Source organism: Synergistaceae bacterium, assembly GCA_017540085.1.
Taxonomy (GTDB): Bacteria; Synergistota; Synergistia; order Synergistales; family Aminobacteriaceae; genus JAFUXM01.
Genome location: JAFYBQ010000036.1, coordinates 1 through 21699, shown reverse-complemented (window position 1 = coordinate 21699; position 21699 = coordinate 1). Strand labels below are relative to the sequence as shown.

Below are 21699 nucleotides of genomic sequence, written 5' to 3'. Positions count from 1 at the left end.
CATTGAAATATTTATCGTGATGAGTGTCTGATTCAGCGACAAAACTCGGTCATATTTGATGTCGCCTGACAAAGCACGGAGAACCATAATTCTATCACTGCGGTAATCGGATTTCTCTTCTGCTGACGGCTAATATTCTATCGGGTTAAATTCTATTCCGTTGTCGCGTAATGCAAGAAGAATATCCCTGCCGCTGTCCAAAATTCTCACGTCAAAATCAACCGGCTTTGCGTTAATGAGTGCCATGTTCGCGGTGATTTCCTCAAGAGCGATTCCGACCTTCATGGCCGTGCTGTGATCCATTCCGCGAGACTCAAGAACACTAATTGACTCCTGCGACAATTTCGACGCGTCAGACTCCGTAGCTTTGAGTGAGACATCATAAAGAAGCTCGCTTCCGTTTTTCTCGATGAGATAGAAGTCCGATAATTTTCCGTCAGAATGAGAGCATTTGTACTTGACGTAAATCCATATCGCAGCGAACCCGGCAATTTCCGCAAAAACAAGCGCGGCCCACACGCCAATCTGCCCGAATAATCGCGAGAACACCCACGCCGCCGGAATCACCGCAAAAAATCCCTCCGTCAGCGATAATATATTGCCCGCTGTGTTCTGATTCACTGCCGTGTAGTAGTAAATCATAATGAATGTCATCGCCACGCCAGCAAGACTCACGGAGAAAAGCCGAACCGCCGCCGCGCCGGATAAGGCCAGCTCATCAGAAAGCCCAAACAGAGTCAGAAACTCACGCGGGAACAGGAACGACAGAAGCAAAAAGAAACCGGCAATCATCATCGTGAACCTGAATACATACCTCATGAACATACGAATACCGCGGTAATCTTTCTCTCCGTAAAGCACTCCCACTATAGGATACGCGGAGTCATTCGTACCTAAAACGAACATCGAGAGCAGAGAGAGATAAAGCATACAGGCCGCGTAAATCTCAGTCGCCCCGACTCCGCCTGTTGACCCTAAAATCTTGTATATGCACCATACTTTCACAGCAATGCATATCATGCCGAATGTAGCGGGAAGACCTGTGCGGCATATCTCGAACGTTCGCGATATGAATCTCATGATTCCTTCTGACAGGGGATTAATGAATCTGAGTGTACGTTCCTTTGAGCGGCTGTATACCCGGAGAAGGAAAACGATTCCGGCAACATCACTAAGTACAGTAGCGAGCGCGGCACCTCCAAGACCGAGTCCGAAAAATTTTATGAATATGAAATCCATGATGATATTTGAACACTGCTGAATCATAACTGAGTAGCTTGCAAGTTTAGCCATGCCATCGGAGCGGACAATATCACACATAACCATTAATGAAACGCTGAACGGAAAACGGAACAATAAAACTTCAATATAATCTTCACAGTTATCTGTCATAGATTTAGCAGGAGATATGAATTCTGACAGCTCATCAGTGAACGTAAAAAGAAAGGCCGTCAGCAATATGCCGATTCCTAACGACGAAGAGAACACTGTGCTGAATATGCGGTTAGCCTTTTCCTTTTCGCCGAGTCCTAATGCTGTTGTGATATGCCCGACAGCCCCGACCGAAATCATTACAGACAGGGCCGCGGCGGTTTGAGTCAATGGCATTGACGCTTCTACACTGGCCATAGCCACTGCGCTGATAAGGTAGCTGACTATTACGCCGTCCATGACGACTCCTAGCTGTGCTGACATTGACATTAAGAACGTGGGAATAAGAAATTCAAGAAACTTTCTGTTTACGAGTGCGCCAGATTTCACGTAGCCCGTGAAGAAAGTCCCGTCTGATTTGTCGGAGAACATTGCTTTTTCTCTGCTACGTAAAAAGTGTAATAAAGTGCTGTGTACACTCTTTCGAGTTTTCCTCGTTCTTTCCTCATTTCTGAGACATTTCCTGCCCTCGTTCGGCGAGCCTACTTGAGTTTGTACGGCAGTCCAGAGGCTTTTACTTCCCCCCTAGCCGGAGGTAGCCTGATTTCTCAGGTTTGGTGATGCCTGTCCAGCACCTAACATTACGTAGCAGATTAACCCTCCTTTAGCCTTTCGTCAACCGTGCTTTTCAGGATACTTTATTTTACCTGTTCATACTATTTGGCTGTCTAGCTATACCTCATTCTCGTGATTTTCCTGAATATGGTGATGATTATACACTCTTACGGCCTGCCGAAAGCACAGCTCATTATCGCCGACATACTGTATAACATTTCGGGAGACTTTTACGCTTCACGGCCTAGCTGGTGGAAGGACGGCAAAATTGAGAACAGCGCGAGCCGTGTAGCGGGCAAATCTGTTTTCAATTCGGACGATGCTTTTAATCTCACCGAGTATTTTCACTTCCGCTCGTCTTCATTCCTTCATAAAAATAAGGAGTCGCCTTTTACACAACTCCGTACATTTCTTATGCCCTTGCCATCTCAAGCCAGCTAAAATAGGATTCAATGCGTAACTTTATCACGAATCGGCCATCATCCTATCACAGGCATAATACCCCGCTCCCGCAACACATTTTTCAGGCTCATCATCAGCATATATTATCCTGAGATTTTCCGCAGGGTATGGCTTTCGAGTCCCCGCAATAATTTCACGGTGAAGAGTCTCTCGCGGAAATCCCTTCATGTTCACGACTCCCCCGCCTATTATCACGTAATCAGGATCAAGAATGTTTATCTCCGTTACAGAACACGCCGCGATCATCGCGACAAATTCACGCACAGCCGAATCATTTCCGTGTTCCGTGAAAATTTCTGCGATGTCAGACTCAGGCCACAATTCACGCCGAATACGCGCAAGATATTTCCCGCCCGCAACATTCTCCATGCACCCTTTCAGACCGCACCCGCACGGCTCATCACTCCCATAAACGGGAATATGTCCCAGTTCACCCGCGACTCCGTTACGGCCCAGCAGCGGCACTCCGTCAATCATTATCGCGTTCCCGATCCCTGTCCCGAAATATATCCCGCAGGTTATTCCCTCTGAAGGTACATCATACTTCCTCATGTCGTAATAAAGCGCGAATGTTACATCATGCTCGGCAAAGACAGGAACATTCAGACGGCCTGAAAGATATTCAACGACAGGCAGATTTTCCATGTAGCTGAGATTCGGAGCCTGCAAAATTTTCGTGCGTTCACGGTTAAGAGTCGCGGGGAAACCGGCCGCAACAGCGTCAAATTCCCGGCCTCCCGCGTAACTCTCTATGAAGTCCGCAACATCTCTCAGTACATCATCTGATTTCAGTATGCTCTTCACTGGCTGTTTGCGGAAATCTCGAACATTCCCGGAGTCGTCAGCAAAACCGATTCGGAAATTCGTCCCGCCTATGTCGATTCCGATTATCTTATTCATCGCCGGGGAAAATTATTCCTGCATTCTTGCGGGCAGTCTCAATCGTTGCTACGTTGTCGAGTGTTACGCCCATGAATGAATATGCAGACTCGTAATCATCACTCAGCATTAAGCGCGCAATCTCTTCAATCTCGTAGTGCCATCTGTCCGGGACTGGCTGAAGATTGAATGTCTCGTCAGAAGTTTTTGTTACGACTCTGACGCTCTTTAACCCGTTCGGCTCATCGACATAGATAAATCCCTTTTCCCCCTCAATCGTGAAGTGATTGAGCCCGAATGTGTCCTTTGCGCCCGCGTTCGTCGAAACGAATCCGTCATATCTCATCACAAATACCCCGGAAGTGTCCGCGAGTCCCGGGTAAATATTCGGGTAATATTTCGCGCTCTCAGGCCGTCCGAACAATGCCGTGTTCAGTAATACGTTGTAGAAATTTATATCCATGAGACACCCGCCGGCAAATTCGGGGTTAAAGATATTCGGGCGTTCACCTTTCAGCACTAAATCATATCGGCTTGAGTACTGGCTGTAGTTCGACATTACGAGACGTATACGGCCTATGAGACTCAATTTTTCGCGCAATAGACGGAAGTTCGGAAGGTAAATTGTCGGAGCAGCCTCAAAGATGAAGAGTCCTTTTGACTTTGCGAGGGTGAAAAGCTCCTGAGCGTGTGTGAATTTTGTCGTAAAAGGCTTCTCGCAGATGACATTTTTCCCGGCCATGAGTGAAATTTTTGCCTGCTCATAGTGCAATAGATTCGGTGTCGCAATGTATATCGTGTTGACTCTCTCATCACTCAACAGCGCGTTAATGTCCGTGTAAATTTTCGGAGCGTTGTAGACTTTTGCGAGGGATTCGGCTTTGTCCTTTGTGCGGGAATAGACAGCCTCAAGCGAAATCCCGTCAGTCTTCATTACATTGTCGAGAACCGAATGAACGATAACGCCCGATCCTATTGTGCCGAGCCTTATTGCTTCCATGACTTTGCGACCTCCGTTGCTGACTCTAATATCTCAAGCACCTTCACGACCTCAGAATCTTTCACGCATTTTTCCCCGCCGTTTTCGATTGCGTCAATCAGGCTGTCATATATCCGTTCATAGTGAGCGCAGCCGACCGGGATTTTCTCCGTAACTTTTTCGCCGTCCTTCATGTAGACGAGAGTCCCCCAGCGCGATTCGGGAGCGGGTGATGTGTCGATAACATGACGGCCGATAACTTTCTTTTTGCCGGAGTTGTGGATTACGGGCGGTAATGTGAAGCTGCCGTTTGTGCCGTGAAGTGTGAATCGCGGGTAATCAATCAATACGCACATTGACGTGTTCACGGAGGCTTTCGCGTTCCCGTAGAATAATTCTATGTCGTAATAGTCATCGCCGACACCCGGATGATGTATGCTCCTCACATCGTAGCGAACACTGTCGGGCATTCCCAAGAGGCTTATTATCTGGTCGGTTGTGTGAACTCCGAGATTGTAGAGCGTTCCGAGATGGTCATACCATCCGTTAGTCTTGAAGTAATCGTAATGACTCTCAAGCCTGACGAGCTTACCGATTTTCCCGGAGGCTAATACTTCCTTCAGCGCAAGAAAATCTGCGTCAAATCTCCTGTTCTGATTCGGCATACATATTAGCCCCTTCTCTTTTGCGAGCGTGAAAACTTTGCGGGCTTCCTCTGCTGTGGGTGCAAAAGGTTTCTCAATGAGCGCATGTTTTCCGGCGTTGAGAATCTGTTCAGCGTATGAGACGTGAAATTTATCCGGCGCACTCACGACAACGAGATTAACATCCGGGTCATTCAGCACCGTGCTGAAGTCTGTCGTGAATGTTATTTCCGGGTAAAACGGCTCATATTCCGCGAACTGCGCTATATCTTCCTCGCGCCTGAATACGTACTTGACCCTGCAATCCTTCCTGTGTTCTACGTAGGGTATGTGATACTCCCTCACGCTTACTCCGAATCCTACATACGCAATGTTGAGCATGACTATTCCTCCCCGAATTTTTCGTGAATCTGTGAAAGTGTCGGCATTGATGACTGTGCACCGATTCCGCAGACTGTAACCGCACTGCACTTTGTCGCGAATTTCGCCGCCGTGAATATATCCATTCCCTGAAGCAGTGCATAACCGAGTCCGCCGATATACGAGTCGCCTGCGCCTGTCGTTTCTATTGCGTCAACTTTGTACGGCCTCACGGTTTCCGATTTTCCCTCAGAGCATATCACAGAACCCTGGCCGCCCATAGTGATAACCCACGTATTTTTCATTGACGCTGAAACTTTGAGTCCCTCACGAACAGCATCATCAACGGAAGAAATTTTCACGCCTAAATATTCAGAGGCTTCAACTTCATTCACGATTACGACATCTGAGAGGGGCAGAACTTCCCGGCGGTCTGTGAATGACGGAGCGGCGTTGTACAAAACTTTGAGGCCGGAATCTTTTGCTTTTTTCGCGGCGTAAATGTTTACTTCATGCGGGATTTCATTCTGCAGGATTAATATTTTTGACTGACGGAATAATTCATCGGCCATGTCAATATCTTTCGCGTTAATGTCGTAATTCGCGCCTCTGTTGATTGTCGCAAAGACTCTCCCGTCCTCCAATGCGTGAACACATCCCATACCGCTCGACACTGAAGACTTTTTCACGTGTGAGACATCGAGGCCGTATTTCACAGCTTCAGAAAGCAGAAATTCTCCCATGTTGTCATTACCTACCGCGCCGATCATGAACGTTTTGACTCCGAGTTTTGCCGACTGCACAGCCTGATTCGCGCCTTTCCCGCCCGCAGATGTTGACGCTGACTCGCACGTCATTGTTTCGCCCTCACGAGGCATTCTCTTAACCTTCAGGATAATGTCATAATTCATGCTTCCTGCTACTACTATCATTTGTTCGCTCTCCATTCTCCACAAAAAACCCCCCTCGCGCCGAAGGGGGATAAATGTTGATCGTTATGCTAACTTCTTCAGCAGCGGTGAGTCTGACATTGTTACGTAAGTCAGCGTGCTGTCCAAGTAAGACTCTGTTGCTAGCGTATGTTCGGGTCTGTCATCCAGTTCCCAGCCCTCACGGTCTTTGTAGTCTCCTTCCTCTGTCCATAAAACTACATCGCAAGCCTTTGACTCAAGGCAGATCGCGCGCGCTCCGCTGTGTACAGAAATAAATACTGCGTTCATTTTGAGGCGTTTCGCAATCTCAGAGACTAATGCTGTGTTAAAGCCTATCGGGTCGCCAGCATCAGCAAAGTAATCCATCGGCGGATGATCTCCCGTCAACGCTACTTTGAATGTCAAAGCTCCGTCAAAATGTTCAGGCTTCACGGTTTCAGGGTCTGTTCCGGCTATGCAGTCGTCAATGTACTTCTTCTTTATGGCCGCAAGTGTGCCATCTGATTTAATGTCCCTGATTGCTGATGAGATACGTTCGCAAAATTCCGCGTCCTCCTCACGGAGAAGCATCGAAAATTTCACGTTGTACACCGATGTTTTCGGAAGGCCGAATACTGCATATCGTTTCGTCCGTGAAATTAGGTAATCAGCTGTGTTCTTGTCAATCTCAAGAGCCGCTATTCTTCCGCTCATCAACGCCGCAATCATTCCGTAAAGAGTGTTGAAATACTTGAAGCGGGAAAACGGAGTCAGAGAGAAAAACGGCTCTGCAAGATTTGCGTTAAGAGTCTCCTCATCGACTCCAAGTTTCGTAAGGTGTCCGAGAATCATTTCATTTTCAGCACCGAAACAAACGCCCGTAACAAGCAATGACGCTAATACTAAAGCTATGACTCTCTTCATTATTTCGCGGCTCTTCTTCTCGCGAGGAAGTTAGCGATGTCCTGCTGAATGAACTCGAAATATGACGCTACTATGATGATGATACCCGTAACGACATACTGCCAGAATGAGTCAACATTAATGACTACCATTCCGACACGGAGAACCGCGAGCATTAACGCTCCGACAAACGTCCCGAATGCCGTACCGCGTCCGCCCGCCATACGAGTCCCGCCGATAGCCGCCGCCGCAATTGCGTTAGTCTCATAGCCGAGTCCCGCTGTTGACTCCGCGCTTCCCAGACTCGCAAGCATGATTAACCCCGCAGCAGCCGAGCAGATTCCGCAGACGATATACGCGACATACTTCACTTTCACGACATTAACGCCCGATAATTTCGCGGCCTCTTCATTGTCGCCCACAGCGTAAAGGTAATCGCCCGTGCGAGTCCGTGAGAGCATTATGTGAATGAGAATGAATATGATTATCATTACGAGGATATACCAGCGGACATTACCGAACATCCTGCCGTTGAAGATGTCGCGATACACTGACGGGACTCCTGTTACGGGCATTCCTCCTGTGATTACGTAAGCAATACCGCGATATAATGACATTGTGCCGAGAGTCGCTATAAACGGCTGTAGCTTGAGACCTGTAACAAGAAAGCCGTTGAACGCACCGAGAACCGCGCCGACCGCAAGCCCCGCAAGAATCGCGATCCACGGATTAATCCCCTTCACCGCCATCGAGGCCGTAACGATTCCAGTAATCGCGAACGTACAGCCTATAGACAGGTCAATACCGCCCGTGATTATCGCAAACATTATCCCCGCGGCTAATACTCCGTTCAACACCATCTGCTGAAGTATCGTAATGATGTTGCTGACCCGCATAAAGTTAGGGTTCATTACCGTGAAGATTAATCCCATTCCGAATGTCGCAAGCAGAACTACAAGCTCGCGTTTGTATTTGTTCACAAAGTTTTTCACCTGTCGTTATCCTCCTATAGCATAGTCAAGCATCTGATCACTTGTTCCGTATTCCCCTCGGTTCAAGACCGCGTTCACTTTTCCCTCACCCATGACAATTATCCTGTCGCTGAGTCCCATTACTTCAGGAAGCTCCGATGATATGACGATGATACTTTTTCCGTTCTGTATCATTTCTTCCATGAGGCGATAAATTTCGGCCTTTGCTCCTACGTCGACTCCCTTTGTCGGCTCATCGAATATTATTATGTCGACTTTCGTACTCATCCACCGCGCAAGAATTACTTTCTGCTGATTCCCGCCTGACATGTTCAGCGTGAGATAGTCGGGCTTGTTCGGGTGAATCTCTAGCTCCTTGAAAAAGTGCTCGGCGTTCTTCAGCTTTTTGTCATCGCTGAGGAATCCGAATGCGTTTGCGTAATCCTCAAGGCTTGAGATTGAAATATTCTGTGTGTTGCTTGAGAGTTTCATGAAGCCCTGAGTCTTTCTGTCTTCAGGAATGAGTCCGATACCTGCCTTCAGAGCCTTTGACGTGTTCCACGAGCCTGTAGGAATGCGCTTGCCCTTCATGTAGACTTTTCCGCCCGTAATCATGTCAGCCCCGAAAATCGCCCGCATTGTTTCAGTACGTCCCGCGCCGACAAGCCCAAAGAAGCCGAGAATTTCCCCCTTGTGAAGCTCGAATGATACATCCTTGAATCCCGTCGGCCCTGTGAGATTCTCAGCCTTCAGCACAACTTCATCACTTGCCATGCAGGGAACATTACGCGACGCAACAGCACTCACCGCACGCCCGACCATCGCATGTATCAATTCATCGCGGGTTGTCTTTGCGACCTCAAGAGTCGTGATATATTCTCCGTCTCTCATGATAACGGCCTTGTCGCAAATCCTGAATATCTCTTCAAGCCTGTGTGAAACGTAGAGGATTGTTACTCCCTGAGATTTTAGCTGCTTGATTACGTCAAAAAGTGCTTCAGTCTCACGAATCGACAATGACGCTGTAGGCTCGTCAAGAGAAATTATGTTTGACTTGTGATATAACGCCCTCGCAATCGCCATCATCTGCATTTGGCCGGACGTTAATTTGTCGGCTAATTCCTCGCTTCTGAAGTTGCAGTGTAATTCCGTCAGTATCGCGTTCACATCACGGTGCATTTTCGCGTAGTCGATAAAGAATCCCTTTGTAGGTTCATGGCCGAGTGTTACGTTTTGGCCGACCGTCAAATCTCTGACGATTAATGTCTCCTGATGTACCTTTGAGATTTTGCCGTCAACGATTGCCTGATTCGGGTTGCGGAACTGTACTTTTTTCCCGTGCAGTAACACATCGCCTTCATATTCGGGGTAAACGCCGTGAAGTATGTTGAGGATTGTAGATTTTCCTGCGCCGTTTTCACCGAGAAGAGCTGTTACTTCTCCTTCCTCAACGCTGAATGATATATCCTTTAGGACGTGTGCGCCGGGGAAGTGCTTGTTGATTTTCACAAATTCTACTGCCTTAGACATTGACACGCTCCATTCTGTTAAACAAAAACGGGATGCAGTCTTTCACACCCCGTTTGCTTTTGCCTTATGCTATTTCGTGTACACTGTATCTACCCAGTTGATTATCTCTTTTGCGGGCTTGTTCACGTTGTCCTTGTCGATTAACGCCTGAGGAGTCGCAACGACATGCGGAACTTTCTGGCCTGCCAAGACTCTCAGCGTGCATTCGACAGCAACCTGCGACATGTAGTAGGGGAATGAGTCGACAGTCGCGTCAAGTTTGCCTTCCTTGATTGACGTATAAGCCTCGCCGATTCCGTCAACACCGACCACAAGAATATCTGCGTCAACCTCATCGACAGCCTCGACGACTCCCAGTGCCATATCGTCATTGTTGCAGAAGATAGCCTTCATATCAGGGAAGCGCATTATCCATGTTGACGCAAGCTCTTTAGCCCTCTGCCTGTCCCAGTCTGCATTCTGTTTCGCAACGATTTCGAGTCCTGATTTGTGATCCTTTATCCAGTCCTCGAAGCCCTGAGTCCTTTCACGAGCCGCAAACGCTTTCGCCATTCCGATAACGATTCCCACCTGGCCTTTGTCGCCGAGCTTCTTTGAGATCCATTCAGCCGCGAGCTGTCCGTTCATGTAGGCGTTAGGGCCGACGTAGTAATCACAATTTGCGATTAATCCATCGTTGACATTGACGACAGGAATTTTGGCTGACTTTGCATTATCGACAGCCGCCGCGAGATTAGAGTCTGAAATCGGGCTTGCCATTACAGCTTTGACTCCCTGATTCACTGCGTTGTCCATCATTGTCTGCTGGCCGATCTCGTCGCCTTCATCTGTTGTTGCGTCAACGCGGATATTCACGCCTGAATTTTTCGCCGCAAGGTCATAGCCTTCTTTGAGACTGCGCCAAAATTCATTTGAGATTGATTTCATGATGGCTGAAAGGTTATGCACATCTTTTACGGGAACTTCTTCGCCCAATTCCGCGCGAACCTGCTCGATTGTCTTTGCGCTGGGATCTGAGTCGGGGTTGAACTCGTCAGCAAATGCCGTGAATACGAGTGCCATTACTGCAAGCACAGCCAAAATTAACGCGGTGTAACTTCTCTTCATTACGATTATTCCTCCTTGTGTATTTATGCTTTCACTTGAACATGTCAAGCACAAGCCCGCTAACCTTCACGCCGTCTTTAGCGCGTATTACCTCTGCAAATTCCTCCATGCCTATGCGGTCAATTATCCCGTTGATTTTCTCGAATGCGTCAATATTGGCCTGAGTCTCTTTGAACGGGTCTTCACGAATCGGGAATGTGTCAAAGAATACGACTCCCTGATAGTCATACTTCCTGAGATAATATATGAACTCTAACGCTAAAACAGGATTCACCGAGCCGAAAATCATCCCGCTGTCCTGCCATCCGTAGCCGTCATTCATGTGGAGGCCGAAAAGTTTTCCCTTCCGCGCCGCAAGTGCGATTCCGAATGACGGGTTATCGTGCTTCATTAGCATGTGGCAGAAGTCGAGAGTACAGCCGACATTATCCCGGGCGATTTCCTCAAGAAGATACATTGTCATCCCGGTGCTGTCGATCATCGCAAAATTACGTTCCTCGTAGGGCTTGTACTCAATCGATATTTTTATCTCCTTTTTGCCCTCACTGCCCGCCGCATAATCCGCGACATCTCTCACGCCCTCTACAATTTGCTCCCATGCCCGCGAGTAATCCATCTGAAACGGGTAATCAAATCCATCATTCTCAAGCCACAAAGTTACTACAGAGCCGTCAAGTTTTCTGCAAACGTCAACAGCTTCACGGCACATTGTGATGACTCTTTCGCGTGTTTTGGGATTCTCGTTCGTGAAATCTCCGGGCTTAAAGTCAGCACCGCGCCAGCGAACCGCGAGTCCGTTCACGCCCAAATGCTTTTTGCGCTTGATTATCTCCTCAATGTCATAGCCCGTGAAATGTTCCGGGTAATTGAACTCAAGATGTGTTATTCCCTTCATGTTCGTGTAGCTGTCTATTGCGTCATAAACAGTCGCATTCTTGAACACAAAGGAGTTGAAACGCCCTGCATACTTGAATGACATAGCTGCATCTCTTTTCTGTGAAGATTGGTTGTCAAAAAATTTTTTGGATGAGTGAATATTACACTACGATAACAATTTTTGGCAAGCGTCATTAACGAAAAATACGCGGAAAAAATAATCCCTGCCAGCTATGAAAACAAAAGGGGAAATTTACGCATAGTTTTTTTCCCAATAATCTAAAGGCATGTCCGCTAAAATTTGTTTTGCCTCGCGCCAAGCAGGATAATATTTTTCCACGAGACTCCTGAAACGGTGAGTGTGATTCCGGCTTGATTTATGAGGATACTGGCAGTAACGGTAAACCCTATAAAAGCGGAGGCAAGCCGTATATTCGTGGAATTAGCTTCAAGAAGAACGACGGAGAGGAGTTGCTAAATGATGATTAGTACTACAACAAGACAGAAGATAAAAGCTGACTATCAGAACAGCAATAGAAAAGGGATAGCTTTTGATAAAGGTAGAGTGTACGCAATAAATTTAGACCGAGGCGGAATAATGCCAATGATTAAAATGCTTTATGCGGTCTATCAGCAAGTGAAAAACTGCTAAACGGTATGAAAGACCGAGAGCCGGAGATTTATTATTTCCGGCTTCTTTCCGCCGTAAGAATAAGCATGATAGAAAGATATTATAACTATGAACATAGTTTATACACTAAGGAGACAATAATATGTTAAACACCAATAATTCTGATAATAGAGGAGTCTGTGCAGAAAAGTGTGTTTTGATGAAACGAACACCTTGCAAATTCTAGAAAATCTAGAAAAAATTGTGCCTATACACAGAAAACTTTACAGACTCTAATAGCGGTAATTTATGCGAGATTTTCAAGCCATAACCCAAGAGACGAGTCAATAGATGCTCAGGAAAGAGCTTGCCGTGAATATGCTCAACGTAATGGTTTGCAAATTATTGAAATTTATGCAGACAGGGCAAAATCTAGTACAAGTTCAGAACGTGAAGAGTTTCAGCGAATGATAAAGGACAGCGGAGATAAAAAATTCCGTTATCTCTTAATTCACAAATTAGATAGATTTTCTCGTAATAAGTACGATGCTGTAATTTTTAAGAAAAAACTACGCATGAATGGCGTAACTATCATATCAGTAACAGAAAATCTCTATGACTCGCCAGAAAGCATAATGCTTGAGTCAGTGATTGAGGGCATGGCGCAATATTACAGTTCAAATTTAGCCCGTGAAGTCAGAAAAGGGCAGAGAGAAACGGCTTTACAGCATAAACATCTCGGAGGAACTCCGCCTTTAGGTCTTGAAGTTGACCCAGATACACGAAAATATGTCTCTCAACGAGAAAGAAGCCGAAATAGTACGGATAATTTTTGAAAAGTATGCAGACGGAATAGGTTATAATCAAATCTTGAATTATCTCAACAGTATTGGCTATCGTACAAAGAGAGGTAACCAGTTCGGTAAAAATAGCCTGTACTCCATACTTGAAAATGAAAAGTACGTTGGGACTTATGTTTTCAATAAGCGACTTGAGAAAAACGTAGCAGGAAACGAAATCCGACAGTCAGACCAAGAGAAGAATGGATTATTGCTGAAGATGTAATACCTGCGATAATTGACCAGAGGACATTTGACATAGTTCAAGCCAAAAAGTCAGAGAATAAATGCAAAGCCGGACAATACACAGCAAAAGAGATTTATTTATTATCAGGGTTAATTTTCTGCGGTGAGTGCGGTCGGAGCATGTGCGGAAATGTCAGGACTAACGGCAGGCGGTCAGGTAATTATGCCTCTTATAGATGTTCAAGGCAACATAATAAGCAGGGCTGCCACAATAAGGAAATCCGAAGGGACTATGTAGATAATTACGTACTTGATGAGCTATATAACCGTCTGTTCTCTAAAGTTTCCTTAAAGAACTTGACGGAGATGTTGAATGACTATAACGCTATGATGTCTTCTCAGTCAGACAACGAAATAACCGCCATAAAAACGCAAATTCAGGATATAGACCGTAAGATTGGCAATCTTCTCGATTTAGTATCAGATGGAGGCGTTAAAATTGACACTATAGGGGGCAAGCTGAAAGAATTAGAGGCGCAAAGACAAAAATTTGAAGATACGCTTAAAGAGCTTGAACTCAAGAACAAAGCAAGCCTAATATCAGAAGAACAGGTAAAAGAGATATTTATCAGGTCAGGCGAATTTATCAGGGCGCATAATATCTCAGAGTGTCGAAACTTCATTAAGTCATACGTTGAAAATGTTATAGATTACAATGAAAAAGTTGAGGTATTTTTTAAGGTCAATGTCTTTGATAAAGGGACTGGTGAAGTAGCCCCGATGAAAAGCGAAGAGACCGTGAAAAATTTACGGCTTGAGTATCAGGACGTTGAAAAAGGTCATAGCAGTGCCGGAATAGTGCCGAAAAAGGGACGAATTTTTGAGAGTGAAGTCGCGTAAATACTTGCAATAACTGATAATTACGAGTAAAAGTGCTGAAGTGATGAAAAATCTTTAGAGTATCTCACACACGGGGTACTCTTTTTTTGCTCTTAAAAAATTGTGTACGTTATTTGTGTCAGATAAGTGCAACGTAAGAAGGCCACAAAAAATTTCAAGGGCTTCCCGTTAAAATCGAGAAACCCTGTATCTATCTTAAATCGACAATCAAATTTTGTGTCGAAGTCTTTACTGGTGGAGATAAGGGGATTCGAACCCCTGACCTCTTGAATGCCATTCAAGCGCTCTCCCAACTGAGCTATATCCCCGGTATGTGAACAACGGCAAGAATTATACGCAATCCCCCCGCAAAATGTCAAGCACAAACAAGCCAGTCTGCAATATAGGCGTATGCGCTCTCGCGCTCGCTAGGTCATACATATTTCGGAAATACTCAGCCCCGCTCTTATACCAAATCTCGTAAGCACAAAATCATACTTCGCAGGATCTTCTGGACAGACTTCTCGAAAACCTTCCGTTATCTCAATTGCACACCGCAAATCAGCGTTCTTCCTCCGCGTAAATCCCAGCTTCATCGCTATGCTATGCATGTGAGTGTCAGTAGGCACAACTAAATTCCCCGGCCGCAACACTTTCCATCCGCCAGGATCAACTTCATCACTTCTCACTAACCATTTCAGGAACAAAAATAAACGCTTGCACGCACTCCCATCCCTAGGTGCTGTAACAAGCGAAAAACTTCCCGGCTTCCTCCCCCGCGACAGTCTCAGCGAAAATTCATCAAGCGCACAAAATATATCACCGTCAGAAATCTTCAGGCATTCACGCAAAAATTCTTCAAGAGTTCCATATTCACGCAGAATTTCAGCAGAGTTCTTCAGCAGTATGTTAATGTCCTCGCTTGTCGTGAAACGGTGCTTGAAATCCTCCGGCACTATGTCAAACCTATTATTTGTGAGAAGAAATTTATGCGGCTCTTCAGTCAGGCAGGACAATACTCGCTCAACACTCTTCATTATCTGAGCTACTCGCCCATACGCAAGCGATGAAGCAACTAGCCCGGCAATCTCCCTGTCCCGCACATCATCATACTTATACAGGAAATAAAGCGGGTCAGGGTTGATTAATTCGCGCCGCTGGTATACGTAATATAGTCCGTCAAGAAATGCTTTCAGCCTTGTGTCCATGTCAGCAAAAAACAGGGAAGCCCCGTAAGACTCCCCCGTCAAAATTCACATTACCTTGCTGATAATTCCCGGTCAACAATGTAGACACCGTGCTTGTCCGAACCGAGAAATTCCAGCTTTGACACTATCGCGCCGGCGTTCTCTTCTTCCTCTGCCTGCTCGTCAACAAACCACTTCAGCATTGACAGCGTTGCGTAATCCTTCTCGGATTCGGCCATGTCAACCAGCTTGTAGATACGCGAGGTAACATACTGCTCGTGAGCGTAAGCCGTCCTGAAAACATCAAGCGCGTCATTGTAGGACTCTTTCGGGCGGGCAATCTCAGGGATTATCACCCTTGCACCGCGCCTGTAAAGATACTCTATGAACTTCTCGGCGTGTTCTTCTTCCTCTTTGTACTGCTTGTGCATCCAGTGAGCCATTCCCGAAAGCCCGCAGTCCTCGAAATATGCCGACATCGCAAGATAGATATACGCTGAGTCAAATTCCGCCTTTATCTGGTCATTTATGGCGGCGACCATTGAGTCGGACAGCTTCATTTACGCTTCGGCCTTCCAGAGTCCGTGCTTGTTGCAGTACTCCCGCATTACCGTTCCGGCCTTCACGCACTCGAATCCCGCTTCGGGCGACTCATTCGGCTTCAGGAACTGACGGCATACCCTCTCGCCGTTGATGACTTCTACCCACTCGATATAGTGATCTTCCGCCATCGGGTGGGCAACGCTTCCGACTTTCACCTTTCCGCCGTCAAACACTGGCACATGCTTCTCCGTTGCCGCGTCTGTCGTGTTCTCCTTCAGCTGCTTCATAGGCTCGCCGCAGCAGGACAGAGTTCCCCCACCGACATGCATGACTTCAACGATGTTGCCGCACTTCCCGCACTTGTATACGCTCAGTTTCTCCATTATGATTTTACCCCCTATTGTATTTTTGGTAGAATGCTAATAATAATATCCTGTGTCAAAATTTTAGGCAAGAATAATTTACGCAAATAAGGTGCATATCATGAAACGTTCAAGAGCTTTCATTCTGACGGAACAATTGATGACTATGTTGCTTCAGGCAGGGTTCATCCTCGTGCTGTGCATGTCGTTCTATATGCTCACCACATTTTACACCCAGACTCAGCAGATTATGACCGCTAGGAATCACGCCGAGAGGGTTATTTCGTTCGTGGACAACAAAATACGCTATGCGGGGCTGGGTTTGTGGAGGTGCGGAAATTCTGAGACAATAGCAGCAAGTCTCAGTAAGATAAACATGTTGAGCTGGACGCATTACGCAAGCCACGGCTATAAGCTGCCTGTTTCGCTCAAATGGGGTATAAATGGGACAAATAAAGATGATATGCCACTCCAGAGCGACAATCAGGCAAAAGGCGATGTGCTTACGTTACTTTACGCGCAGAGAGATTTATCGGCGGGCGGAGATTATGAGGTTATTTCAGCGTTTAAGTCAGCAACAACGCTTACTCCCTATAAATATTCAAACGGAGCTTATGCCGGATTTGTATATGGCACAGCACCGTTGCTTGATAACAGCTCCAAAAACATAAATCTCCTTAACAAAAGCAGTCTGTTCAAACTTGGCGGCAGTGAGGGAAACATAAAATCATATGCTGTCATGGAATCATTCGGATACCCTATACATTTGTACGGCTCGGCAATTTCTGCGGGGCTGACCATAAGAGTCTATGGTGTGCCGGAATCAGAGTCGACAAATATAATATTGCCATCGGCAGGCGAGCTTATGGGACTCGACTGTATGCAGATGTTCGTACACGGGACTGACGAGGGAGAGGGCAGGCAGTTCGCGTACCGTGAGCTTCAGGAGGGCGGCAGTGCCTGGGACAAGACATATAATCAGGAGAAGGGAATCCTCGACATTTACATGGAGCGCGACAAAGACAGCAACACTTTCACGCTCTGGGTTCTTGCCACCGGCGGATATGATGAGAGCCTCAACAACAAACGCCCGGAAACATGGCCGAAGGACGCTCACCCGACAGAATCAGAATGGGGAACAGGAGACTACAGCACATACTCTCATCATATAGTCTACGTTTCCCGCGCATCGTGGAAGCTCAATAATCTTGAGGGCTTCAGCTGGTAATCATTCCCGCTAATGCCCGGTCAATGTGAGTAACGCGCACAATCTTTATACCGTCAAATTTCACATTCTCCCGCGAGCTTACTACCGCCGTGTGAAAACCAAGCCTGGCAGCCTCCTTCAGACGCAAATCAATCCGCGTAACAGGCCGGACTTCACCAGCGAGTCCAACCTCGCCAAGCCAGCACGTTCCCGCCGCCAGCGGAATATTCTTCAGGGCTGAGGCTATCGCCGCACATGCAGGAAGATCCGCGCTCGGATCCTGAAGGCTTAACCCGCCCGCAACATTAATGTATAAATCGTGATTGTTCGTTGAGATACTGCACCGCCGATCTATTACAGCCGTCAGCAATTGAAATCGGTTAAGCTCAATCCCTCGTGATGTCCGCCGCGGATATTGGAATATTGTCCTGACCGCCAATGTCTGAATCTCCGCTGCAAGTGGCGTGTTCCCCTCTAACGCAATCGTCATAGCCACTCCCGCCACAGCCGCATCATCACGATTCCAGTACAGCCCGCTTTTGTCAGCAACAGGCGACAACCCGCCCTCCGTCATCTCAAACACTCCAAGCTCGTCCGTACTCCCGTAACGGTTCTTCACAGCCCGCAGCATTCTGTATGACGAATACCCCTCGCCCGAAAAACTAAGCACAGTGTCAACCATATGCTCAAGCATCATCGGCCCGGCTATTTTTCCGTCCTTTGTGATGTGTCCGATTACTACCGCCGGAATCATTTGCTGCCTCGCTGTTTCTACTACCCTTTGCGCGACCGCTCTAACCTGCGTAACCGTCCCCGGCCAGCCTGAGTCGCCTCCTGTCGTCATGGCCTGTACGCTGTCCAATACAATGAACGCAAATTTTCCCCCGTCAGCATTCCTCAGCGCGTCATCAAGATTCGCACCTGAGTAAAGGTACAAATTCTCCGCCGCAACGTTAATCCGTGAAGCCCTCAATGCTACCTGAGCTTCTGCCTCCTCCCCGGAAATGTACAGCACCGGCTTGTTCTGACTCCGTGCAACACTCCCGGCCGCCTGCAAAAGAAGAGTCGATTTCCCGATTCCCGGCTGGCCTCCGATAAGCACGACTCCCCCCGGCACTAACCCGCCCCCTAATACCCGGTCAAGCTCGCCGATACCTGTCGCGATTCTCGGAGGGGCTTTAACGTCAAGCGCGCTGATGATTTTCACGCCCGGAAGATTCTGGGACTGGGACTCGGCTTTCGTCTCCTGCAAAATTTCAAGCGTTCCCCACGAATCACAGGAGGGACATTTTCCCGTTTTCGTTGTCGTAACATGGCCGCATTCTGTGCAAATGTATTTTGTGATTTTGTTAGTCGCCATAATATATAATCATAGCATTCACACAAAAAATTTCAGAGGAGGGAATCTGTTTGCACGCCATCGAAAAAATTTTGATGAGGAACAGCGGAAAATCATCCATTCAGACAGGCGAAATAGTCAGCGCAAAAATTGACTTTGCCGAAATCAACGACTTGTATTTGCAGACTGTCTACTCATTCTACGAGATGGGCGGGGTAAAAGTCTGGGACAATACGCGGTGCGCTTTCGTGTTTGATCATTACGCCCCATGCCCCGACATTAAGAGCGCGGAAAATCACAAGGCCATGCGCGAATTTGCCGTGAAGAATAATCTGAAGTATCACTTTGACACAAACGCCGGAGTCTGTCATCAGGTCTTGGCGGAAGCCGGACTCATCTATCCGGGGATGATTGTTGTTGAGACTGACAGCCACACCACGACTCAGGGGGCTTTCGGCGCAATGGGTACGGGCTGCGGTGCTACCGACATGGCTACGATTCTGATGACCGGGGAATTATGGTTCAGAGTCCCGGAAGTTATCGAGGTCAGATTAGAGGGCGAGACTCCCAAGGGCGTTTTCCCGAAAGATGTCGTACTCGCTGTGCTTGGGAGAATACGCGCTGACGGTGCTGTCTACAAGGCAATCGATTTCACAGGAAGCTACGTTGACGGGCTTAACGTTGCCGGGAGAATGACAATCTGCAACATGGCCGTAGAAATGGGCGCGAAAACTGCCTACATGCAGCCGAATGATGATGTGATTGCTTTCGTCAGCAAAAGAGCCGTAAGACCGTATGAAGTCCAGCACACCGACAAGGGCTATAAGTACGCCGAGAGCTATATATTTGACGTGTCGACATTAGAGCCGGAATTAGCATGTCCCAGCAGTGTCGAGAACGTTCACACACTGAGGAGCGTTGTTGCTGAGGGAGACGTGAAACTCAACCAGGGCTATATAGGCTCATGCACGGGCGGAAGAGTCGAGGATATAGAGATCGCCGCAAAGATTCTCAGAGGCAAACACATTCCCGAATACACGCGGCTTGTTGTGATTCCGGCCTCCCGTGAAGTAATGCTTGAGTGCATAGCAAGAGGATATATCACGGACTTAATGAACGCGGGCGCAACGATTTCGACTCCGGGCTGCGGGGCGTGCCTCGGAGCGCATGAAGGGATACTTGCTCCGGGGGAAGTCTGCATTACCAGCACGAACAGGAATTTCCCCGGCCGCATGGGTTCAACGGAAGCATTGATGTACCTTGCGAGTCCTGCGACTGTCGCGGCAAGTATGCTGAACGGGAAAATCACAGACCCCCGCGAATATCTCGGCTAATGGAGGCTCATATCATGCAGAAAGTTTTGACGGGAAAATGTATCGTAATCGGCGACAATATCGACACGGATCAGATTTACCCCGGGCGTTTCCTCGCAATCACTGACCCGAAAGAGATCGGCTCTCACTGCCTCTGCGGTGTGAATGAGGACATAGCCGCGAATTTTCCGGCGGGGGGATTCGTTGTTGCCGGGCGGAATTTCGGGTGCGGGTCATCGCGGGAACATGCCCCGATTGCCCTGCTCAACATGGGAGCGCGGGCGGTGCTTGCTGATTCGTTCGCAAGAATCTTTTTCCGCAACGCCGTGAATTTGGGATTATTGCCGATAGTCTGCAAGGGTATCAATCAGCACGTGAAGGCCGGGGAGACTCTCACGCTTGACCTTGAAGCAGGGACCGTGAAATCTGAGGACACCGGGGAAATTTTCCCGTGCGAGAAGCTCGGAGATCAGGCCATGAAGATTCTTGAGGCCGGGGGAATCAAGCCGTTAATGCGCGCTAAGTTTGCCGGGAAATCATGAAGAAGTTCACAGCCTGTGAGTCCGGGAATGATTCACGGGCTGTATTTACTTTACACAATGTACTTGTTGATGAATGGAATATGATTCAGCACTGCGGAAATTGCGAACGAAATCACAAACACTATCACAGAAATTACAAGGACTGATAAAACAGCATTGAATGAAAACGGGGTAACTCTGCAAATTTTTATGACAAACTGTATAGCGGCATCATGAACCAGATACACACCGAAGCTGTATTGTGATAATTTAGCAATCAACTTGCTGCCGCTGCGAAAATGTTTCATGAAGAATACAAAAACCGCGATGCTCTCAAACACATTCCAGATATTATTTCCTCTCAATGAAGTATAAGCATTGCCTGTTATTCTGGAAAATATTACGCCGGTCATGCAGGAAGCCAGAAAACTAAATATCCCGGCGGCATAAATTAAACGTTCAGTCCTCGCGCTTATCTCTGTGTTGTTCAGCTTGTAGCCCAGAATAAAATATCCCGTAAATCCCATTGTGAAGCCGAAATAAAAACTGTCGGTAATTTCCTTCATGAAATCCCTGAGACTTTTTGAGAACAATCCGGCTATATTTGCTGACTGGGGTAGTACGATAAACGATATGAACCATAACACAATGAAATATTTCGCTAAGTGTTCAGATTCTGCAATCTTCTTCGCAATAGGCATTACAGCATACATCCACGCAATCATGAAAAGAAACCACATGTGATAGTTGCCCTTTATAAAGTGTTTAAGGCATTCCAGAAATCCGGCTTTCTTGAATATAAACAATAATACGCTATAAACGAATGACCAGAATATGAACGCCGTAAATATCCTGAATATGTACTTGCCGTAAATTTTCCTGATGGGTATATCCCTGCTGAGGAATAATCCCCCGCTTATCATGACAAACACAGGAACAGACCATTCACACAGATATGTATAGATGATTGAAGACAGAAAACTAAATGAGTTTACCTCCCTCAAATATATACGCCACATAGACGTATGCATAACGATTACTCCGAATGCTGCTGCTATCCTCAAAAAGTCAAAGTAGTGGCATCTGCTGTCTGCTGTCTGCTGTC

22 protein-coding genes, 1 tRNA gene and 1 pseudogene are annotated in these 21699 nt (G+C 47.1%); 7 read left to right on the top strand and 17 right to left on the bottom strand.

The features are described from left to right. Positions 1 to 129 precede the first annotated feature (129 nt). Positions 130 to 1803: a hypothetical protein gene (locus tag IKQ95_08630; protein MBR4196758.1), complete on the bottom strand. Its 1674-nt coding sequence runs from the start codon at positions 1801 to 1803 to the stop codon at positions 130 to 132. 330 nt (positions 1804 to 2133) lie between these two features. Between IKQ95_08630 and IKQ95_08625 the strand changes: the two genes are divergently transcribed. Beyond that, positions 2134 to 2427: a hypothetical protein gene (locus IKQ95_08625; GenBank protein ID MBR4196757.1), complete on the top strand. Its 294-nt coding sequence runs from the start codon at positions 2134 to 2136 to the stop codon at positions 2425 to 2427. 24 nt (positions 2428 to 2451) lie between these two features. Here the strand turns inward: IKQ95_08625 and alsK are convergent, their stop codons facing one another. From alsK to IKQ95_08575, 10 genes and pseudogenes are all read right to left on the bottom strand, one after another. Then, positions 2452 to 3348 (bottom strand): allose kinase, encoded by an 897-nt coding sequence (alsK, locus tag IKQ95_08620; protein MBR4196756.1) that lies wholly within the window; start codon positions 3346 to 3348, stop codon positions 2452 to 2454. After that, a complete protein-coding gene (locus IKQ95_08615) occupies positions 3341 to 4327 on the bottom strand; it encodes a Gfo/Idh/MocA family oxidoreductase (protein ID MBR4196755.1) in 987 nt (328 codons plus the stop codon). The genes alsK and IKQ95_08615 overlap by 8 nt, the downstream gene beginning before the upstream one ends. Beyond that, entirely contained in the window at positions 4315 to 5331 is a 1017-nt protein-coding gene (locus IKQ95_08610) for a Gfo/Idh/MocA family oxidoreductase (protein MBR4196754.1), read from the bottom strand. Before IKQ95_08610 ends, IKQ95_08615 begins: the two co-directional genes overlap by 13 nt. A gap of 2 nt (positions 5332 to 5333) precedes the next feature. After that, positions 5334 to 6257 (bottom strand): ribokinase, encoded by a 924-nt coding sequence (locus IKQ95_08605; protein ID MBR4196753.1) that lies wholly within the window; start codon positions 6255 to 6257, stop codon positions 5334 to 5336. A gap of 48 nt (positions 6258 to 6305) precedes the next feature. Next, the gene (locus IKQ95_08600; GenBank protein MBR4196752.1) at positions 6306 to 7145 is read right to left on the bottom strand and encodes a transporter substrate-binding domain-containing protein; all 840 of its coding nucleotides are present in this window, start codon (positions 7143 to 7145) and stop codon (positions 6306 to 6308) included. After that, positions 7145 to 8116 carry an ABC transporter permease gene (locus IKQ95_08595; protein MBR4196751.1) on the bottom strand — a complete coding sequence of 324 codons (972 nt, stop codon included), beginning with the start codon at positions 8114 to 8116 and terminating at the stop codon, positions 7145 to 7147. The genes IKQ95_08600 and IKQ95_08595 overlap by 1 nt, the downstream gene beginning before the upstream one ends. Before the next feature lie 6 nt (positions 8117 to 8122). Continuing rightward, positions 8123 to 9625: a sugar ABC transporter ATP-binding protein gene (locus IKQ95_08590; protein ID MBR4196750.1), complete on the bottom strand. Its 1503-nt coding sequence runs from the start codon at positions 9623 to 9625 to the stop codon at positions 8123 to 8125. Between the two features lie 69 nt (positions 9626 to 9694). Next, entirely contained in the window at positions 9695 to 10732 is a 1038-nt protein-coding gene (locus tag IKQ95_08585; GenBank protein ID MBR4196749.1) for a substrate-binding domain-containing protein, read from the bottom strand. 31 nt (positions 10733 to 10763) lie between these two features. Next, entirely contained in the window at positions 10764 to 11711 is a 948-nt protein-coding gene (locus IKQ95_08580) for a TIM barrel protein (GenBank protein MBR4196748.1), read from the bottom strand. A 150-nt stretch (positions 11712 to 11861) separates the two neighbouring features. Next, positions 11862 to 11990 (bottom strand): annotated as a pseudogene (locus tag IKQ95_08575) (M48 family metallopeptidase). A gap of 524 nt (positions 11991 to 12514) precedes the next feature. Between IKQ95_08575 and IKQ95_08570 the strand changes: the two are divergent. The 3 genes from IKQ95_08570 to IKQ95_08560 all read left to right on the top strand — a co-directional run bounded on the left by IKQ95_08570 (position 12515) and on the right by IKQ95_08560 (position 14143). Continuing rightward, the gene (locus IKQ95_08570; protein MBR4196747.1) at positions 12515 to 13054 is read left to right on the top strand and encodes a recombinase family protein; all 540 of its coding nucleotides are present in this window, start codon (positions 12515 to 12517) and stop codon (positions 13052 to 13054) included. Next, on the top strand, positions 13008 to 13283 hold the full coding sequence (locus IKQ95_08565; protein ID MBR4196746.1) for a recombinase family protein: 276 nt from the start codon (positions 13008 to 13010) through the stop codon (positions 13281 to 13283). Before IKQ95_08570 ends, IKQ95_08565 begins: the two co-directional genes overlap by 47 nt. Before the next feature lie 140 nt (positions 13284 to 13423). Beyond that, positions 13424 to 14143, top strand: coding sequence for a zinc ribbon domain-containing protein (locus IKQ95_08560; GenBank protein MBR4196745.1), 720 nt, complete (start codon positions 13424 to 13426; stop codon positions 14141 to 14143). A 232-nt stretch (positions 14144 to 14375) separates the two neighbouring features. Here the strand turns inward: IKQ95_08560 and IKQ95_08555 are convergent. From IKQ95_08555 to IKQ95_08540, 4 genes are all read right to left on the bottom strand, one after another. Beyond that, a tRNA-Ala gene (locus IKQ95_08555) sits at positions 14376 to 14451 on the bottom strand. A gap of 99 nt (positions 14452 to 14550) precedes the next feature. Then, positions 14551 to 15372 carry a TIGR02757 family protein gene (locus IKQ95_08550; protein ID MBR4196744.1) on the bottom strand — a complete coding sequence of 274 codons (822 nt, stop codon included), beginning with the start codon at positions 15370 to 15372 and terminating at the stop codon, positions 14551 to 14553. Positions 15373 to 15380: 8 nt separating this feature from the next. After that, positions 15381 to 15869 (bottom strand): ferritin, encoded by a 489-nt coding sequence (locus IKQ95_08545; GenBank protein ID MBR4196743.1) that lies wholly within the window; start codon positions 15867 to 15869, stop codon positions 15381 to 15383. Continuing rightward, positions 15870 to 16238: a desulfoferrodoxin gene (locus tag IKQ95_08540; protein ID MBR4196742.1), complete on the bottom strand. Its 369-nt coding sequence runs from the start codon at positions 16236 to 16238 to the stop codon at positions 15870 to 15872. It lies immediately after the preceding gene. Between the two features lie 97 nt (positions 16239 to 16335). Between IKQ95_08540 and IKQ95_08535 the strand changes: the two genes are divergently transcribed. Then, a complete protein-coding gene (locus IKQ95_08535; protein MBR4196741.1) occupies positions 16336 to 17442 on the top strand; it encodes a hypothetical protein in 1107 nt (368 codons plus the stop codon). Here the strand turns inward: IKQ95_08535 and radA are convergent. Further along, the gene (gene radA / locus IKQ95_08530; protein ID MBR4196740.1) at positions 17432 to 18781 is read right to left on the bottom strand and encodes a DNA repair protein RadA; all 1350 of its coding nucleotides are present in this window, start codon (positions 18779 to 18781) and stop codon (positions 17432 to 17434) included. The two genes, IKQ95_08535 and radA, sit on opposite strands and share 11 nt — an antisense overlap. A gap of 50 nt (positions 18782 to 18831) precedes the next feature. Between radA and IKQ95_08525 the strand changes: the two genes are divergently transcribed. Continuing rightward, the gene (locus IKQ95_08525; protein ID MBR4196739.1) at positions 18832 to 20094 is read left to right on the top strand and encodes a 3-isopropylmalate dehydratase large subunit; all 1263 of its coding nucleotides are present in this window, start codon (positions 18832 to 18834) and stop codon (positions 20092 to 20094) included. Between the two features lie 14 nt (positions 20095 to 20108). Next, entirely contained in the window at positions 20109 to 20615 is a 507-nt protein-coding gene (locus IKQ95_08520) for a 3-isopropylmalate dehydratase small subunit (GenBank protein ID MBR4196738.1), read from the top strand. Positions 20616 to 20665: 50 nt separating this feature from the next. On the opposite strand, the gene IKQ95_08515 is transcribed toward IKQ95_08520, so the two are convergent. Further along, a partial coding sequence (locus tag IKQ95_08515) for an acyltransferase family protein (GenBank protein ID MBR4196737.1) occupies positions 20666 to 21699 on the bottom strand: 1034 nt, incomplete at its 5' end.

Coding starts and splice junctions, on each gene's coding strand:
- IKQ95_08630 (MBR4196758.1), bottom strand. CDS start 1,803: ATGTTCTCCGACAAATCAGACGGGACTTTCTTCACGGGCTACGTGAAA.
- IKQ95_08625 (MBR4196757.1), top strand. CDS start 2,134: ATGGTGATGATTATACACTCTTACGGCCTGCCGAAAGCACAGCTCATT.
- alsK (MBR4196756.1), bottom strand. CDS start 3,348: ATGAATAAGATAATCGGAATCGACATAGGCGGGACGAATTTCCGAATC.
- IKQ95_08615 (MBR4196755.1), bottom strand. CDS start 4,327: ATGGAAGCAATAAGGCTCGGCACAATAGGATCGGGCGTTATCGTTCAT.
- IKQ95_08610 (MBR4196754.1), bottom strand. CDS start 5,331: ATGCTCAACATTGCGTATGTAGGATTCGGAGTAAGCGTGAGGGAGTAT.
- IKQ95_08605 (MBR4196753.1), bottom strand. CDS start 6,257: ATGGAGAGCGAACAAATGATAGTAGTAGCAGGAAGCATGAATTATGAC.
- IKQ95_08600 (MBR4196752.1), bottom strand. CDS start 7,145: ATGAAGAGAGTCATAGCTTTAGTATTAGCGTCATTGCTTGTTACGGGC.
- IKQ95_08590 (MBR4196750.1), bottom strand. CDS start 9,625: ATGTCTAAGGCAGTAGAATTTGTGAAAATCAACAAGCACTTCCCCGGC.
- IKQ95_08585 (MBR4196749.1), bottom strand. CDS start 10,732: ATGAAGAGAAGTTACACCGCGTTAATTTTGGCTGTGCTTGCAGTAATG.
- IKQ95_08580 (MBR4196748.1), bottom strand. CDS start 11,711: ATGTCATTCAAGTATGCAGGGCGTTTCAACTCCTTTGTGTTCAAGAAT.
- IKQ95_08565 (MBR4196746.1), top strand. CDS start 13,008: ATGTCTCTCAACGAGAAAGAAGCCGAAATAGTACGGATAATTTTTGAA.
- IKQ95_08560 (MBR4196745.1), top strand. CDS start 13,424: ATGTGCGGAAATGTCAGGACTAACGGCAGGCGGTCAGGTAATTATGCC.
- IKQ95_08545 (MBR4196743.1), bottom strand. CDS start 15,869: ATGAAGCTGTCCGACTCAATGGTCGCCGCCATAAATGACCAGATAAAG.
- IKQ95_08535 (MBR4196741.1), top strand. CDS start 16,336: ATGAAACGTTCAAGAGCTTTCATTCTGACGGAACAATTGATGACTATG.
- radA (MBR4196740.1), bottom strand. CDS start 18,781: ATGGCGACTAACAAAATCACAAAATACATTTGCACAGAATGCGGCCAT.
- IKQ95_08520 (MBR4196738.1), top strand. CDS start 20,109: ATGCAGAAAGTTTTGACGGGAAAATGTATCGTAATCGGCGACAATATC.